General features: G+C 63.3%; 14 protein-coding genes. 7 read left to right on the plus strand and 7 right to left on the minus strand.

Annotation, left to right across the window (positions count from 1 at the left end):
• Positions 1–13 precede the first annotated feature (13 nt).
• From CXQ82_RS06255 to CXQ82_RS06290, 7 genes are all read right to left on the minus strand, one after another.
• Positions 14–1,438: a gamma-aminobutyraldehyde dehydrogenase gene (locus CXQ82_RS06255; RefSeq protein WP_101267122.1), complete on the minus strand. Its 1,425-nt coding sequence runs from the start codon at positions 1,436–1,438 to the stop codon at positions 14–16.
• Positions 1,439–1,597: 159 nt separating this feature from the next.
• Complete coding sequence (locus tag CXQ82_RS06265; protein WP_101267127.1) at positions 1,598–2,407, minus strand: ABC transporter permease; 810 nt, start codon at positions 2,405–2,407, stop codon at positions 1,598–1,600.
• Positions 2,397–3,326, minus strand: a complete 930-nt coding sequence (locus CXQ82_RS06270; RefSeq protein ID WP_101267129.1) for an ABC transporter permease — start codon at positions 3,324–3,326, stop codon at positions 2,397–2,399. Before CXQ82_RS06270 ends, CXQ82_RS06265 begins: the two co-directional genes overlap by 11 nt.
• A gap of 1 nt (position 3,327) precedes the next feature.
• A complete protein-coding gene (locus CXQ82_RS06275; protein ID WP_101267131.1) occupies positions 3,328–4,362 on the minus strand; it encodes an ABC transporter ATP-binding protein in 1,035 nt (344 codons plus the stop codon).
• A 197-nt stretch (positions 4,363–4,559) separates the two neighbouring features.
• On the minus strand, positions 4,560–5,711 hold the full coding sequence (gene ydcS / locus CXQ82_RS06280) for a putative ABC transporter substrate-binding protein YdcS (RefSeq protein ID WP_101267133.1): 1,152 nt from the start codon (positions 5,709–5,711) through the stop codon (positions 4,560–4,562).
• Positions 5,712–5,782: 71 nt separating this feature from the next.
• Positions 5,783–7,240, minus strand: coding sequence for a gamma-aminobutyraldehyde dehydrogenase (locus tag CXQ82_RS06285; RefSeq protein ID WP_177409886.1), 1,458 nt, complete (start codon positions 7,238–7,240; stop codon positions 5,783–5,785).
• A 132-nt stretch (positions 7,241–7,372) separates the two neighbouring features.
• Positions 7,373–8,284, minus strand: a complete 912-nt coding sequence (locus CXQ82_RS06290; protein ID WP_101267138.1) for a LysR family transcriptional regulator — start codon at positions 8,282–8,284, stop codon at positions 7,373–7,375.
• Positions 8,285–8,451: 167 nt separating this feature from the next.
• Between CXQ82_RS06290 and CXQ82_RS06295 the strand changes: the two genes are divergently transcribed.
• The 7 genes from CXQ82_RS06295 to CXQ82_RS06325 all read left to right on the plus strand — a co-directional run bounded on the left by CXQ82_RS06295 (position 8,452) and on the right by CXQ82_RS06325 (position 16,743).
• Positions 8,452–9,159 (plus strand): tellurite resistance TerB family protein, encoded by a 708-nt coding sequence (locus CXQ82_RS06295; protein WP_101267141.1) that lies wholly within the window; start codon positions 8,452–8,454, stop codon positions 9,157–9,159.
• 218 nt (positions 9,160–9,377) lie between these two features.
• Entirely contained in the window at positions 9,378–11,000 is a 1,623-nt protein-coding gene (locus CXQ82_RS06300; protein ID WP_101267144.1) for a methyl-accepting chemotaxis protein, read from the plus strand.
• Positions 11,000–11,512: a chemotaxis protein CheW gene (locus tag CXQ82_RS06305; protein ID WP_101267147.1), complete on the plus strand. Its 513-nt coding sequence runs from the start codon at positions 11,000–11,002 to the stop codon at positions 11,510–11,512. The genes CXQ82_RS06300 and CXQ82_RS06305 overlap by 1 nt, the downstream gene beginning before the upstream one ends.
• A complete protein-coding gene (locus CXQ82_RS06310) occupies positions 11,509–12,765 on the plus strand; it encodes a protein-glutamate O-methyltransferase CheR (protein WP_101267149.1) in 1,257 nt (418 codons plus the stop codon). Before CXQ82_RS06305 ends, CXQ82_RS06310 begins: the two co-directional genes overlap by 4 nt.
• Entirely contained in the window at positions 12,762–13,463 is a 702-nt protein-coding gene (locus CXQ82_RS06315) for a chemotaxis protein CheW (RefSeq protein WP_101267151.1), read from the plus strand. The genes CXQ82_RS06310 and CXQ82_RS06315 overlap by 4 nt, the downstream gene beginning before the upstream one ends.
• Entirely contained in the window at positions 13,460–15,736 is a 2,277-nt protein-coding gene (locus CXQ82_RS06320) for a hybrid sensor histidine kinase/response regulator (RefSeq protein WP_101267153.1), read from the plus strand. The genes CXQ82_RS06315 and CXQ82_RS06320 overlap by 4 nt, the downstream gene beginning before the upstream one ends.
• Positions 15,733–16,743 carry a chemotaxis response regulator protein-glutamate methylesterase gene (locus CXQ82_RS06325; RefSeq protein WP_101267155.1) on the plus strand — a complete coding sequence of 337 codons (1,011 nt, stop codon included), beginning with the start codon at positions 15,733–15,735 and terminating at the stop codon, positions 16,741–16,743. Before CXQ82_RS06320 ends, CXQ82_RS06325 begins: the two co-directional genes overlap by 4 nt.
• The last annotated feature ends 23 nt before the right edge of the window (positions 16,744–16,766 follow it).

The following is a 16,766-nucleotide window of genomic DNA, read 5'->3' on the forward strand; positions in this document are numbered from 1 at the left end:
AAAGGGTTACGGGTCAGTGCTTGAACATCACATGCCGAACGGTGGTGTAGTCCTCCAACCCGTACATGGACATATCCTTGCCATAGCCCGACAGTTTCTGACCGCCGTGGGGCATTTCGCTGACGAGCATAAAGTGCGTGTTCACCCAAGTGCAGCCGTACTGCAGGCGTGCGGCCAGACGATGGGCGCGTCCTACATCGGCAGTCCACACGGACGACGCCAGGCCGTAGTCCGAATCATTGGCCCAGCCGAGTACTTGTGCCTCGTCGTTGAACTTGGTCACCGACACCACCGGCCCGAAGACCTCGCGGCGGACGATTTCGTCGTCCTGTTGCGCGTCGGCCAATACGGTCGGCTCAAAGAAGAAACCATTACCTTCCACTGCCTTGCCGCCCGTCACCAGGCGGATATGCGGCTGTGCCACGGCACGTTCGACAAACCCGGCCACGCGGTCGCGGTGTTGCGCGGTGATCAGCGGGCCCAACTCGGTGGACGGGTCATCCTGCAGGCCGTACTTGATGCTGGCGACCGCCGCACCGAGCTTCTCGACAAACGCATCGTAGATATCCGCCTGGGCGTAGATACGGCAGGCCGCGGTGCAGTCCTGACCGGCGTTATAGAAGCCGAAGGTACGAATGCCTTCGACGGCGGCATCGATATCCGCGTCGTTGAAGATGATCACCGGCGCCTTGCCGCCCAGTTCCATGTGCATGCGCTTCACGCTGTCGGCGGTGCTGGCGATGATATTCGCACCGGTGGCGATGGAGCCGGTCAGCGACACCATGCGCACTTTCGGGTGGTTCACCAACGGGCTGCCCACGGTTGGCCCACGGCCGAAGACCAGGTTAAGCACGCCGGCTGGGAAAATCTCCGATGCCAGTTCGACCATGCGCAAGGCGGTCAGCGGGGTTTGTTCCGACGGCTTGAGCACCACGGTATTACCGGCGGCCAGGGCTGGGGCGATTTTCCAGGCGACCATCATCAGCGGGTAGTTCCACGGCGCGATGGAGGCGATCACGCCGACGGGATCGCGGCGGATCATCGAGGTGTGGCCGGGCAGGTATTCACCGCCGGCCGAACCGCTCATGCAGCGGCTGGCGCCGGCGAAGAAGCGGAACACGTCGGCAATCGCCGGGATCTCATCGTTCAGCGCGGCGCTGTAGGGCTTGCCGCAGTTGTCGGATTCCAGCTTGGCCAGCTCTTCGCCGTGGGCCTCGATCACATCAGCGAGTTTCAGCAGCAACAGCGAGCGATCCTTGGGCGCGGTTTGCGACCAGCTTTCAAAGGCCGCGTCGGCGGCGCGCACCGCGGCGTCGACCTGGGCCTCACTGGCCTCCTTGATTTCCACCAGTACGCGGCCGAGCGCCGGGTTGAATACGGCCTGGGCCGGGCCTTCGCCTTCGACCAGTTGGCCATTGATCAAGAGTTTGGTTTGCATGGTTCAGTCCTCCTCAAAACGACAGTTCTATCTCTGGAGAAACCGGCTCAACTGTGGGAGCTGGCTTGCCTGCGATAGCGGTGGTTCAGTCGATACCGCTATCGCAGGCAAGCCAGCTCCCACATTGACCGTGTTTCAACAGTGGCTATGTGTTGTCAGTTATTTACCGCCACTCCCGGCCACGCTTTCACCGCCGCGGGTCAGGTAATAGGCACCGAGAATCGGGAACATCGTCACCAGCATCACCAGCATCGCCACCACGTTGGTCACGGGCACATCGCGTGGGCGGCTGAGTTGGTTGAGCAGCCACAGCGGCAAGGTGCGTTCGTGGCCGGCGGTGAAGGTGGTGACGATGATTTCGTCAAACGACAGCGCAAACGCCAGCATGCCGCCGGCCAGCAGCGCCGAGCCGAGGTTGGGCATGATGATGTAGCGGAAGGTCTGCCAGCCGTCGGCGCCCAGGTCCATCGAGGCTTCGATCAGGCTGTGGGAAGTGCGGCGCAAACGCGCGATCACGTTGTTGTAGACGATCACCACGCAGAAGGTCGCGTGGCCGACGATGATGGTGAACATCCCCGGCTCGATGCCCAGGGTCTTGAAGGTCGCCAGCAGCGCGATACCGGTGATGATCCCCGGCAGTGCAATCGGCAGGATCAACATCAGCGACACGCCTTGCTTGCCAAAGAACTCGCGGCGATACAGGGCCGCCGAGGCCAAGGTGCCGAGCACCATGGCGATCAGGGTGGCGATGGCGGCGATCTGCAGCGACAGCTTGATCGCTTCCAGTACGTCTGGCCGGGCGAAGGCCACGCTGAACCACTTCAGGGTAAAGCCCTGGGGCGGGAAGCTGAACGCGGCTTCTTCGGTGTTGAAGGCGTAAAGGAAGATGATCAGGATCGGGAAATGGAGAAAAACCAGTCCACCCCACGCTGCGATCTTCAAACTCAAACTGGCTTTTTCAGAGTGCATCGAAGGCCCCCAGGCGTTTGACGATGGACAGGTAAACCGCGATCAGCACGATCGGCACCAGGGTGAACGCCGCGGCCATGGGCATATTGCCGATGGCGCCTTGCTGCGCGTAGACCATGCCGCCGACGAAGTAGCCCGGCGGGCCCACCAGTTGCGGCACGATGAAATCGCCCAGGGTCAGCGAGAAAGTGAAGATCGAACCGGCGGCAATCCCCGGCACCGACAGCGGCAGAATCACCTGCATGAAGGTCTGGTGCGGCTTGGCGCCCAGGTCGGCGGAGGCTTGCAGCAACGACGGCGGCAAACGCTCCAGCGATGCCTGGATCGGCAGGATCATGAACGGCAGCCAGATGTAAACGAAGACCATAAAGCGCCCCAGGTGCGAGGTGCTCAAGGTGCTGCCACCCACGCCAGGAATGCCCAGCACGAACTGCAACACCGGCTCCAGGCCCAGGTGCTGCACGAACCACTGCGCCACGCCGCCCTTGGCCAGCAGCAAGGTCCAGGCGTAGGCCTTGACGATATAGCTGGCCCACATCGGCATCATCACCGCGATATAGAAAAACGCCTTGGTCTTGCCGGTGGTGTAACGCGCCATGTAGTAGGCGATGGGGAAGGCCACCACAGCACTGGCGATCGACACCACGATCGCCATGCTCAGGGTGCGCAGGATGATGTCGAAGTTCGACGGCTGGAACAGCGCGGCGAAGTTGGCCAGGGTCAGGTCCGGCGTGACCGCCATGGTGAAGTCGTCAAAGGTATAGAAACCTTGCCACAGCAGGGTCAGCAACGAACCGAGGTAGATCGCGCCGAACCAGATCAGCGGCGGTATCAGCAGCATCGCCAGGTACAGGTTGGGCTTGCGGTACAGCAGGTTGGAAAACCTGCGCATCGGCGGTTGGGAAAGGGCCAGGCTCATGTCACACCTCGCCTGCGCTGTCGGTGAGGGCGGTCATGGCCTCGCGCGCCCAGCGTGCGGTGATCGGCTGGCCCACCGCGTGGCCGCTGCTGATATCCAGCCACTGGTTGTTGGCCTGGCTGATGTTCAGCGCCTGGCCGTTGTCCAGTTTGAGTTCATAGCGGGTGGCGCTGCCCTGGTACTGGATGTCATGCAGCACACCGGTCACTTCGACTTGATCGGCGCCCAGTGGGCCTTCGGCGAAACGCACGTGTTCCGGGCGGATCGAGAACGGTTGCGCGCTGCCGCTGAGGCGTTGGGCCAGTTCGCCGCGAATCACGTTGGAGGTGCCGACGAATTCGGCGACGAACGCGGTGGCGGGCTTCATGTACAGGTTGCGGGGTGTGTCCACCTGTTCGATGCGGCCCTTGTTGAACACCGCCACGCGGTCGGACATCGACAGCGCTTCGGTCTGGTCGTGGGTCACGAAGATAAAGGTGATGCCGAGCTGGCGTTGCAGCTTTTTCAGCTCGCTTTGCATCTGCTCGCGCAGTTTGAGGTCGAGGGCGCCGAGGGGCTCATCCAGCAGCAGTACGCGTGGGCGGTTCACCAGCGCGCGGGCCAGGGCCACGCGTTGGCGCTGGCCGCCGGAGAGCTGTACCGGCTTACGGTCGCCGTAACCGCCGAGGGCGACCATGGCCAATGCCTCTTCGGCGCGATTGAGGCGTTCGGCCTTGGCCACGCCCTTGACCTTGAGGCCATAGGCCACGTTGTCGCGCACATTCATATGGGGGAACAGCGCGTAATCCTGGAACACGGTGTTCACGTCACGCTGATACGGCGGCAAGCCGGCGGCTTCCTCGCCATGAATACGGATCGAGCCCGCGCTCGGTTGCTCGAACCCGGCGATCAGGCGCAGGCAGGTGGTTTTGCCCGAACCGGAAGGGCCGAGCATGGAAAAGAACTCGCCGTCCTGGATATCGATGGAAACCCGGTCAACGGCTTTCACTTCGCCGAACTGACGGGAAACGTGGGTGAATTGGACTGCAAGCGTCATGGTGCGGTGCTCCAAAAAGGCGCGGGTCGTCGCAGCGGCCCGGCCTGGACTTCTGAAAAATCAAAACATCTGTGAATGCGGTCAATGTGGGAGGGGGCTTGCCCCCGATGACGGTGTGTCAGGCAACGCATGTGTGTCTGATGTACCGCTATCGGGGGCAAGCCCCCTCCCACAGGGTTCTACATAGTCTGAGAGACTTACCTGCCACCCATGATCGCGATGTAATCCTGGGTCCAGCGGCTGTAAGGCACGAACTTGCCGCCTTCAGCCTGCGGGGTTTTCCAGAAGGCGATCTTCTCGAACTGGTCGAACCCGTTGGTCTTGCAGCCTTCGGCGCCGAGCAGTTCGCTTTCCTTACAGGCCGCAGGCACCGCCGGCAGCGAGCCGAACCAGGCGGCGACATCGCCCTGGACTTTCGGCTGCAGCGACCAGTCCATCCACTTGTAGGCGCAGTTGGGGTGCTTGGCCTCGCTGTGCAACATGGTGGTGTCGGCCCAGCCGGTGGCACCTTCTTTCGGGATTGTCGACGCAATCGGCTGCTTCTCGTTGACCAGGCCGTTGACCTGATACGGCCACGCGCTGGACGCCACCACGCCTTCGTTCTTGAAGTCACTCATTTGCACGGTGGTGTCGTGCCAGTAGCGGTGGATCAACGGTTGCTGGGCGCGCAACAGTTCAAGCACCGCCTTGTATTGGGTTTCGGTCAGCTCGTACGGGCTCTGGATGCCCAGTTCCGGCTTGGTGCTCTTGAGGTACAGCGCCGCATCGGCGATGTAGATCGGGCCGTCATAGGCTTGCACGCGGCCTTTGTTCGGCTTGCCGTCGGGCAGGTTCTGCGCGTCGAACAGCACGTTCCAGCTGGTGGGCGCGGTCTTGAACACATTGGTGTTGTACATCAATACGTTCGGGCCCCATTGGTACGGGGTGCCGTAGGTTTGCTGGCCGACCACATACCACGGCGCGTCTTTCAGGCGCGGGTCGATGTTTTTCCAGTTGGGGATCAACGACGTGTTGATCGGCTGCACACGCTTGCCGACGATCAACCGCAGCGACGCATCGCCGGAGGCGGTCACCAGGTCATAGCCGCCCTTGGCCATCAGGCTGACCATTTCGTCAGAAGTGGCGGCGGTTTTCACATTGACCTTGCAGCCGGTTTCCTTCTCGAAACCGCTGACCCAGTCGTAGGCCTTATCGCTTTCGCCACGTTCGATATAACCGGGCCAGGCGACGATATCCAGCTGGCCTTCACCAGCGCCCACCGCCTTGAGCGGTTCGGCGGCCTGGATACTGACGCTGGCCAGCAGCGCGGTGGTCAATGCACTGAGCAATGCGGTCTTGTGCGCAGACATGGGGGTTCCCTCTTCTTTAATTATGGTCGGGGCAGTGTGTGAAGCCGTGACGCATGAGCTTAGTTGTTGTTTTAAAGATGCTGGCCGTGGCGCGCCATGATGTGTCGCACCACGCTGTAGTCTTGTAGTGAATCGCTGGACAGATCTTTCCCATACCCCGAGCGTTTCAAGCCGCCGTGGGGCATTTCGCTGACCAGCATGAAATGGCTATTGATCCAGGTGCAGCCGTATTGCAGGCGCGCCGCCACTTGCATGGCCTTGTCCAGGTTTTGCGTCCACACGGAGGAGGCCAGGCCGTATTCGGAGTCGTTGGCCCAGTCCACCGCCTGTTCCAGCTCATCGAAGCGGGTCACCGTGACGACCGGGCCAAACACCTCGCGCTGCACGATTTCATCGTTCTGTTTACAGCCGGCCAGCAGGGTCGGCTGGTAATAGAAGCCCGCACCGGAATGCACGGCGGCGCCGGTGACCCTTTCGATATGCGGCTGGCCGAGGGCGCGTTCGACAAAACTGGCCACACGGTCGCGCTGACGTGTGCTGATGAGCGGGCCGAGTTCGTTATCGGCATCGCGCTTGCCGGCAAAGCGCAGGCTGCTGACTGCCGCGCCCAGCTCGGCGACCAATTTATCGTGGATGCCGGCCTGGGCATAAATGCGGCAGGCGGCGGTGCAATCCTGGCCAGCGTTGTAGTAGCCATAGGCGCGCACGCCGTCGACCACGGCTTGCAGGTCGGCGTCGTTGCAGACGATCACCGGCGCCTTGCCGCCCAGTTCCAGGTGCGTGCGTTTCAAGGTTTTGGCGGCGGCCTGGAGGATTTTCTGCCCGGTGACGATATCGCCCGTCAGCGACACCATGCGCACCTTGGCATGGCTGACCAAGTGGCTACCGACGCCTTCGCCGCCGCCACACAGGATGTTGATTACCCCGCGCGGTAACAAGTCTTTCAGCGCTGGGGCCAAGGCCAGGATCGACAGCGGCGTATGTTCCGACGGCTTGAACACCAGGGTATTACCGGCGGCCAGGGCGGGGGCGATCTTCCATGCGGCCATCATCAACGGGTAATTCCAGGGTGCGATCGAGGCCACCACACCTATTGGGTCGCGGCGCACCATGCTGGTGTAGCCCGGCAGGTATTCACCGCTGAGCTGCCCGGTCTGGCAGCGCACGGCCCCGGCGAAGAAGCGGAACACATCGACGGTGGCGCTCAAGTCATCCTGGCGCGCCAGGTGCAGCGGCTTGCCGCAGTTCAGCGATTCCAGGCGGGCCAGGTAGTCGGCTTGCTTTTCGATGGCATCGGCGATGCCCAGCAGAATGTTCGAGCGTTGCTGTGGGGTGGTGCGCGACCAGCCGGCAAACGCGCGGTGGGCGGCGAGGATGGCGCTTTCGACCTGTTCGGTGCTGGCTTCGGCGATCTGGGTGAGCACTTCACCGGTGGCTGGGTTGAGGATCGGCTCGGCAAACCCCTGGCCCTGGACCAGTTCGCCGTCGATCAGCAACGCAGTGAGCAGCGGGGTGGGCGCGCCGGACATTTTTCGCGATCTCTTTTCTTGTGTGGCCATGGGCGTTCTCTTACAAGGCGCCCGACCTTCTCTTATGGATAGACAGAGACTAGAGGTCAGGCGCGAGGTCAACAAATACTAAATACTGAATGCAGCATTCGATTAAATAGATGGCTTGCGCGGATGCGGCTGTTCCCGCGCCACCGTCAGGAACGGGTCGACCAGCGCCGGGCGCGCGGTGCCACGGCGCCAGGCCAGGCCCACGTCGAGGGTCTGGCTGAGGTCGGCAATCGGCCGCGCTTCAATAATGTCGCCCTCCAGGGACCAGGGGCGGTAGGTCATGTCCGGCTGGATCGACACGCCGAGGCCCGCCGCCACCAGGCTACGCACGGCTTCCGTCGACGCTGTACGTAACGTGACGCGCGGTTGTAGCCCGGCGCCGGCCCACATGCGCTGGGCGTTGTGGCCCATTTCGTCGACGTTCAGCTGGATCAACGGCTCGCGCGCCACGTCGGCCAGGTTGATGCTGTCGTGCTCCAGCAGCGGGTGTTGTGCCGGCAGCCACAGGCGGTGAGGCGAGTGGGTGAGCACTTCGGTTTGCAGGGCGTGGCGGTCTTCGAGGTTGGACAGGATCAGCACGCCCACATCGATCTCGCCGCTGACCAGCAAGTGTTCGATATACGGGCGCTCATCCTCCATTACGCGGATTTCCACATTGGGGTAGGCGCGCTGGAAGCGGGTGAGCAGATCCGCCAGGTAATAGCCGGCCACCAGGCTGGTCACGCCGATGATCAACTGCCCGGCCACCTGGTCGGTGCTCTGTTGCAAGCTGCGCTTGGCGTTGTCGACGGTGGCGAGGATCAGGTGCGCCTGGCGCAGGAACTGGTGGCCCTGGTGGGTCAGGGTCATGCCCTTGGCGTGGCGATTGAACAGGTTGACGCCGATTTCCTGCTCCAGTTGCTGGATCGCCAGGGTCAGGGTGGACTGGGAAATGAACGCGGTCTGCGCGGCGGCGGAGATCGAGCCGGTCTCGGCCACGGCGATGAAATGCCGGATTTGACGCAAGGTCATCATTCTGGAATTACCAGTGGGGTGTTTTTATAGATTTGTTCGAGTGTATATCGATTTAAGCGAAGGGCAGCGGAGTTACATCTGGAAGCACTCTAGATCGGGGCTTTTTGGCACTTAGTTTTACGCTGGGGGCCTATTGGTCCTATGAACCCAGGGTCTGGAGGCTACGAATGAATACCCGTGGATTGCTTGATCAATTGCTCAAATCTGGCCAGGACATGCTGCAAAACAAAGCTGGCGGCCAGCGTAAACCGGAGGAAAAGGGCGCCCTTGGCGGCCTGCTCGGCGGCGGCGGCCTGGGCAGCCTGCTCGGCGGTGCGGGCGGTGGCGCCCTGGCGGCCGGCGCCATGGGCTTGCTGCTGGGTAACAAAAAGGCGCGCAAATTCGGCGGCAAGGCCCTGACCTACGGCGGGCTGGCCGCCCTGGGCGTCATCGCCTACAAGGCCTACGGCAACTGGCAGGCCAACCAGGCCGGTGCGCCACAAGGCGAGCCGCAGACCATCGACCGCCTGCCGCCGGCCCAGGTCGAACAGCATAGCCAAGGCATCCTCAAGGCTCTGGTGGCCGCCGCCAAAGCTGACGGGCATGTGGATGAGCGCGAGCGCGCGTTGATCGAGGGTGAGTTCACCAAGCTGGATAACGACCGGGAGTTGCAAACCTGGCTGCACGCCGAACTCAACAAACCCCTGGACCCGGCCGACGTGGCACGCGCGGCGGCCACGCCGGAAATGGCTGCCGAAATGTACATCGCCAGCGTGATGCTGGTGGATGAGGAGAATTTTATGGAGAAGGCCTATCTGGACGAGTTGGCGCGCCAGCTCAAGCTGGAGCCTGGCCTGAAAGCCGAGCTGGAAAAGCAAGTGCGCCTGAACCAGTAATCACGGGGTTTATGCAAATCCAAATGTGGGAGGGGGTTTGCCCCCGATGAGGGTGTGTCAGTCAGCCTACCTCAAGCTGACACACCGCCATCGGGGGCAAGCCCCCTCCCACATTGAACATTTTGCATTCTGTGAGCGCTACATCAAAACCCGTTGATTAATGAGGGCTTCTGCTCAGCTATACTCCCCCCATTTGAATGGCCCTTCGAGGAATTACTGTGAAGAACTGGACCTTGCGCCAACGGATCTTGGCAAGCTTTGCGGTCATTATCGCCATCATGCTGTTAATGGTTGTGGTCTCTTATTCACGGTTGCTGAAGATCGAAACCAGCGAGGTCGCCGTACGTGATGACGCGGTGCCGGGGGTATATCTCAGCTCGATGATCCGCAGCGCGTGGGTCGACAGTTACCTGCAAACCCTCGAATTGCTTGGCCTGCGTGAAGACAAGAAGCTCAGCGATGCCGACCGGGCCGAGTTCAAATCCTTCGAAGCGCGCATCCTGCAGCAGATGGCCAACTACGAAACCACCATCGCCGGCAGTAATGATCGCGCCGAGTTCGACAAATTCGAAGCCCTGCACCAGGCCTACAACAAGAGTTTGACGACTGTACTGGATAGCCTGCAACGCGGCGACCTGGCAGGGGCGCGCAAAGAATTCGACTCGCAGTTGACGCCGTCCTGGACCGCAGGCCGCATGAAACTCAACGACATCATTACCGAAAACAAGAACGTCGCCGATCGTGCAACCAACGCCATCGATGACGCGGTGTCTGCCGCCAAAATCAGCATGTTCGTGTCGCTGGCGGTTGCCATCTTCGCGGCCGGCCTGTGCGGCTTGCTGCTGATGCGCGCAATCATGGCGCCGATGCAGCGCATCGTTGAGATCCTCGAAACCATGCGCACCGGCGACCTCAGCAAGCGCCTGAACCTGGAGCGCAAGGACGAATTCAACGCGGTGGAAACCGGCTTCAACGACATGATGACCGAACTCACCGCCCTGGTATCCCAGGCCCAGCGTTCGTCGGTGCAGGTGACCACGTCGGTCACCGAGATTGCCGCCACCTCCAAGCAACAACAGGCCACCGCCACTGAAACCGCCGCGACGACCACCGAGATCGGCGCCACCTCGCGGGAAATCGCCGCCACCTCCAAAGACCTGGTGCGCACCATGACCGAGGTGTCCACCGCCGCCGACCAGGCGTCGGTGGCCGCCGGTTCCGGCCAGCAAGGCCTGGCGCGCATGGAAGAAACCATGCATTCGGTGATGGGCGCCGCCGATCTGGTCAACGCCAAGTTGGCGATCCTTAATGAGAAGGCCGGCAACATCAACCAGGTGGTGGTGACCATCGTCAAGGTCGCCGACCAGACCAACCTGCTGTCCCTTAACGCCGCCATCGAGGCTGAGAAGGCCGGTGAATACGGGCGCGGCTTTGCCGTGGTCGCCACCGAAGTGCGGCGCCTGGCCGACCAGACCGCCGTGGCCACCTACGACATCGAGCAGATGGTGCGCGAGATCCAGTCGGCGGTGTCAGCCGGTGTGATGGGCATGGACAAGTTCTCCGAGGAAGTCCGCCGGGGCATGTTCGAAGTGCAGCAAGTGGGCGAGCAACTGTCGCAGATCATCCATCAGGTGCAGGCGCTGGCGCCACGGGTGTTGATGGTCAACGAAGGCATGCAGGCCCAGGCCACCGGGGCCGAGCAGATCAACCACGCGTTGGTGCAACTGGGCGACGCCAGCAGCCAGACCGTGGAGTCCCTGCGCCAGGCCAGCTTTGCCATTGATGAACTGAGCCAGGTTGCGGTCGGTCTGCGCAGCGGCGTGTCGCGTTTCAAAGTCTGATGAGCGACCTCGCGGCTAAACGCGGCGCCGTCCCGGCAGCGAAAAAGGCGTTGTTCCTGGTGTTTCATATTGGCCAGGAACGCTTTGCCCTCAAGGCCACGGAAGTGGCCGAGGTGCTGCCGCGCCTGCCGCTCAAACCGATCGCCCAGGCGCCGTTGTGGGTGGCGGGGATCTTCGCCCATCGCGGCGCGCTGGTGCCGGTCATCGACTTGAGTGCGCTGACTTTCGGCACACCGGCCCAGGCCCGCACCAGCACGCGGTTGGTACTGGTCAATTACCAACCGCAGGCGTGGCTCGAAGCGCGCTGGCTGGGGCTGATCCTGGAACAGGCCACCGACACCCTGCGCTGTGAGCTGGGCGAGTTCAAACCCTATGGCCTCGACAACCGCGCGGCGCCCTACCTGGGGCTGGTGCGTGAGGATGCCCTGGGCCTGATGCAGTGGATCGGCGTGAATGACTTGCTCACCGATGACGTGCGCGCCTTGTTGTTTTCTGCCGAGCTGAGCCTATGAGCAACGACCCGCGCTTTTTTGCTTTCTTAAAAGAACGCATCGGCCTGGACGTTGCCTCGGTCGGCGAAGCGATCATCGAGCGCGCATTGCGCCAGCGCAGCCAGGCCATCCAGGCGCCGACGGCGGATGCTTACTGGCAGCACCTGCAAAGCTCCCAGGATGAGCAGCAGGCGCTGATCGAAGCGGTGATCGTGCCTGAAACCTGGTTTTTCCGTTACCCCGAATCCTTCGCGACCCTGGCCCGCCTGGCCATTGCGCGCCTGGCCGAGATCAAACAGATGCGTGCGCTGCGCATCCTCAGCCTGCCGTGTTCTACCGGTGAAGAACCGTATTCGATTGCCATGGCACTGTTGGATGCTGGCCTCGCGCCGCACCAGTTCAAGGTGCAGGGCATGGACGTCAGCCCGCTGTCGGTGGAGCGCGCGCGGCGCGGGGTGTATGGCAAAAACTCGTTTCGCGGCGGCGATCTGGCCTTTCGTGATCGCCACTTTGTCGAGTACGGCGACGGGTTCCACATCGCCGAACGCGTGCGTGAGCAGGTTCGCCTGCAAGTCGGCAACCTGCTCGATCCGCGCCTGTTGGCCAATGAGGCGGCCTACGATTTCGTGTTCTGCCGCAACCTGCTGATCTACTTCGACCAGCCGACCCAGAAGCAGGTGTTCGACGTACTCAAGGGCCTGACCCACGTGGACGGCGTGCTGTTTATCGGCCCCGCCGAGGGCAGCCTGCTGGGGCGTCATGGCATGCGTTCGATTGGCGTGCCGCAGTCGTTTGCCTTCAGTCGGCATGCGGAGCCGCTGCCGCCGGAGCCGGTGTTCGTGCCGATGCCGGTGGTGCCCCAGCGCAGCGCCGCGCCGATTGCGCTCAAGCCGCGGCCGTTCAGCACGGCCAGCGCGCAAGTGGTGCCGATCAAGGCGCCAGCGTCCGATGCCGAGACTTTGCTCAGCCGCATCGCGACACTGGCCAATGAAGGCAAGAGCGCCGAGGCCCGGGCCGCGTGCGAGCAGTATCTGAACAACCACCCGCCGGCCGCCCAGGTGTTTTACTGGCTGGGGCTGCTCAGCGATGTGGCCGGCAGCGCCCTGGAAGCCCAGGGCTATTACCGCAAAGCCTTGTACCTGGAACCCCAGCATGCGCAGGCCTTGATGCACCTGGCCGCATTGCTTGAGGCCCAGGGCGACAGCGCGGGGGCGCGCCGCTTGCAGGCGCGGGCCGCGCGTAGCGAGCGAGCTGACAGTGAGCACAAACGATGAGTAGCCCCGACGCGCTCGACACCACCGGCCTGGACCTGACCCTGGCCGACACCCAAGCCATCGACGATTGCTGGAACCGCATCGGCATCCATGGTGACAAGTCCTGCCCGCTGCTGGCAGACCATATCCACTGCCGCAACTGCTCGGTATATTCCGCCGCCGCCACGCGCCTGCTGGACCGTTACGCCCTGCAGCAGGACGAGCGTCGCCCGCAGGCCGCCGCCGAAATCAGCGAAGACGTGGTCACGCGCTCCTTGCTGATGTTTCGCCTCGGCGAAGAATGGCTCGGCATCGCCACCCGTTGCCTGGTGGAAGTGGCGCCGTTGCAGCCGATTCACTCGCTGCCGCACCAACGCTCGCGGGCCTTGCTCGGCGTGGCCAATGTCCGCGGCGCACTGGTGGCGTGCCTGTCGCTGGTGGAGCTGCTGGGCCTGGACGCCAGCAACAATGGCGCGACGGGCGGGCGGATCATGCCGCGCATGCTGATTATCGCCGCGCAGGATGGCCCGGTGGTGGTGCCGGTGGACGAAGTGGACGGCATCCACGCCATCGATGAGCGCACCCTCAAGGCCGCGTCGGCCTCCGGCACCCAGGCCAGCGCGCGCTACACCCAGGGCGTATTGCAGTGGAAAGGCCGCAGCCTGCGTTGGCTGGACGAGGCGCAATTGTTGTCCGCCGTGACCCGGAGCCTCACATGACCCCCGACCAGATGCGCGATGCCTCGCTGCTGGAGCTGTTCAGCCTGGAAGCCGATGCGCAGACCCAGGTGCTGAGCGCGGGCCTGCTGGCCCTGGAACGCAACCCGACCCAGGCCGACCAGTTGGAGGCCTGCATGCGCGCGGCCCACTCGCTCAAGGGCGCGGCGCGCATTGTCGGCGTGGACGCCGGGGTCAGCGTGTCCCATGTGATGGAGGATTGCCTGGTCAGCGCCCAGGAGGGCCGCCTGTACCTGCAACCCGAGCATATCGACGCGCTGCTGCAAGGTACCGACCTGCTGATGCGCATCGCCACGCCGGGCAATGACGTGGGGCCGGCGGATATCGAGGCCTATGTGGCGTTGATGGAGCGCCTGCTCGACCCGTCGCAGCTCACCGCCAAAGTCGCGCCGCCGCCGCCCGCAGCGTCCCCGGCGCCGGTCGTCGAAGAACTGCCGCCGGAACCCGAGCCCGCGCCGCCGGTGGCCAGCGACCCACCGCGCCAGAACAAACGTATGACCGAAGGCGGCGAACGCGTGTTGCGGGTGACCGCCGAGCGCTTGAACAGCCTGCTCGACCTGTCGAGCAAATCCCTGGTGGAAACCCAGCGGCTCAAGCCGTACCTGGCCAGCCTGCAACGCCTCAAGCGCATTCAAAGCCAGAGCGTGCGGGCCCTGGACACATTGGACGGCCAACTCAAGACCCTGGACCTGAACCTCGAGGCCCAGGAAGCCCTGGCCGATACGCGCCGCCTGCTGGCCGAAGCCCAGGCCCTGCTGGCGGAAAAACACGCCGAGCTGGATGAGTTCGGCTGGCAGGCCGGGCAGCGGGCCCAGGTGCTTTATGACACCGCGCTGGCCTGCCGCATGCGCCCGTTTGCCGACGTGCTGGCCGGGCAGGTGCGCATGGTGCGCGACCTCGGCCGCAGCCTCGGCAAGCAGGTGCGCCTGGAGATCGAGGGCGAAAAGACCCAGGTCGACCGCGACGTGCTGGAAAAACTCGAAGCGCCGCTGACCCATTTACTCCGCAATGCCGTCGACCACGGCATAGAAATGCCCGAGCAACGCGTGCTGGCGGGCAAACCCGCAGAAGGCCTGATCCGCCTGCGCGCGTCCCACCAGGCCGGGTTGCTGGTACTGGAATTGAGCGATGACGGCAATGGTGTCGACCTGGAGCGCCTGCGCGGCACCATCGTCGACCGGCACCTGTCGCCGCTGGACACCGCCCTGCGCCTGAGCGAAGAAGAGCTGCTGACGTTCCTGTTCCTGCCGGGTTTCAGCCTGCGCGACAAGGTCACCGAAGTGTCCGGGCGCGGCGTCGGCCTGGATGCGGTGCAGCATATGGTCCGCCAACTGCGTGGCGCGGTGGTGCTGGAACAGACGGCGGGGCAGGGCAGCCGGTTTCACCTGGAAGTGCCGCTCACCCTGTCGGTGGTACGCAGCCTGGTGGTGGAAGTCGGCGAGGAAGCCTATGCGTTCCCGCTGGCGCATATCGAACGCATGTGCGACCTGGCGCCCGACGACATCGTGCAACTGGAAGGTCGCCAGCATTTCTGGCACGAGGGCCGGCATGTCGGCCTGGTCGCCGCCAGCCAGCTGTTGCAGCGCCCGGCGGGGCAGAGCAGCCAGGAAACCTTGAAAGTCGTGGTGATCCGCGAGCGCGATGCTGTGTACGGGATCGCCGTGGAGCGCTTTATCGGCGAACGCACGCTGGTGGTGTTGCCGCTGGATGATCGCCTCGGCAAGGTCCAGGATATTTCCGCCGGCGCCTTGCTCGACGATGGCTCGGTGGTATTGATCGTTGATGTGGAAGACATGCTGCGTTCGGTGGACAAGCTGCTCAACACCGGCCGCCTGGAACGCATCGCCCGGCGCAGCCAGCAAGCCACCGAGGCGCCGCGCAAGCGGGTGCTGGTGGTGGACGACTCGCTTACCGTGCGGGAGCTGCAGCGCAAATTGTTACTTAATCGTGGTTATGAAGTGGCTGTGGCGGTCGATGGCATGGACGGTTGGAACGCTTTGCGCTCCGAAGACTTTGACCTGTTGATCACAGATATTGATATGCCCCGCATGGACGGTATTGAATTGGTCACACTCTTGCGCCGTGATACTCGCCTGCAATCGTTGCCGGTGATGGTGGTGTCCTACAAGGATCGCGAAGAAGACCGACGTCGTGGACTGGACGCCGGCGCCGACTATTATTTAGCCAAAGCCAGTTTCCATGACGACGCCCTGCTGGACGCCGTGATGGAGCTGATCGGAGGCGCACGGGCATGAGGATTGCGATCGTCAATGACATGCCCCTGGCGGTGGAGGCCTTGCGCCGCGCCTTGAGCCTGGAGCCCGCGCACCAGGTGGTATGGGTGGCCGGCAATGGCCTGGAAGCGGTGCAGCGCTGCGCCGAACTGACCCCGGACCTGATCCTGATGGACCTGATCATGCCGGTGATGGACGGCGTGGAGGCCACTCGCCAGATCATGGCCGAGACCCCGTGCGCGATCCTGCTGGTGACCGTCGACCGTCAGGCCAATATGAGCCGGGTGTTCGAAGCCATGGGCCATGGCGCGCTGGATGTGGTGGACACCCCGGCACTGGGCGTGGGCAACCCCAAGGACGCGGCGGCGCCGCTGTTGCGTAAGATCCTCAATATCGGCTGGCTGATCGGTCAGCGCGGCAGCCGCGTGCGCGCCGAAACCGCGCCTGGGCGCAACACCGGCAAACGCCAGAGCCTGGTGGCTATCGGCTCCTCGGCGGGCGGCCCGGCTGCCCTGGAAATCCTGCTCAAGGGCTTGCCCCGGGACTTTTCCGCCGCCATTGTGCTGGTGCAGCATGTGGACCAGGTATTCGCCGCCGGCATGGCCGAATGGCTGAGCAGCGCCTCCGGCCTGCCGGTGCGCCTGGCTCGCGAGGGCGAGCCGCCGCAAAGCGGTGTGGTGCTGCTGGCCGGCACCAACCACCACATTCGTCTATTGAAGGATGGCACGCTAGCCTATACCGCAGAGCCGGTGAACGAGATTTACCGGCCTTCGATCGACGTGTTTTTTGAAAGCGTGGCCAGCCACTGGAATGGCGATGCCGTCGGCGTATTGCTGACCGGCATGGGGCGCGACGGGGCCCAGGGCCTCAAGTTGCTGCGTGAACAAGGTTATTTGACCATCGCCCAGGATCAGCAAAGCTCGGCGGTGTATGGCATGCCCAAAGCGGCGGCGGCGATTGATGCTGCTGTTGAAATTCGCCCACTGGATAGAATTGCGCCCCGGTTGCTGGAGGTATTCTCGAAATGATCGATGCCCTCGGCAGTGCTGGC

This window comes from Pseudomonas sp. S09G 359 (genome assembly GCF_002843605.1).
Lineage (GTDB): Bacteria > Pseudomonadota > Gammaproteobacteria > Pseudomonadales > Pseudomonadaceae > Aquipseudomonas.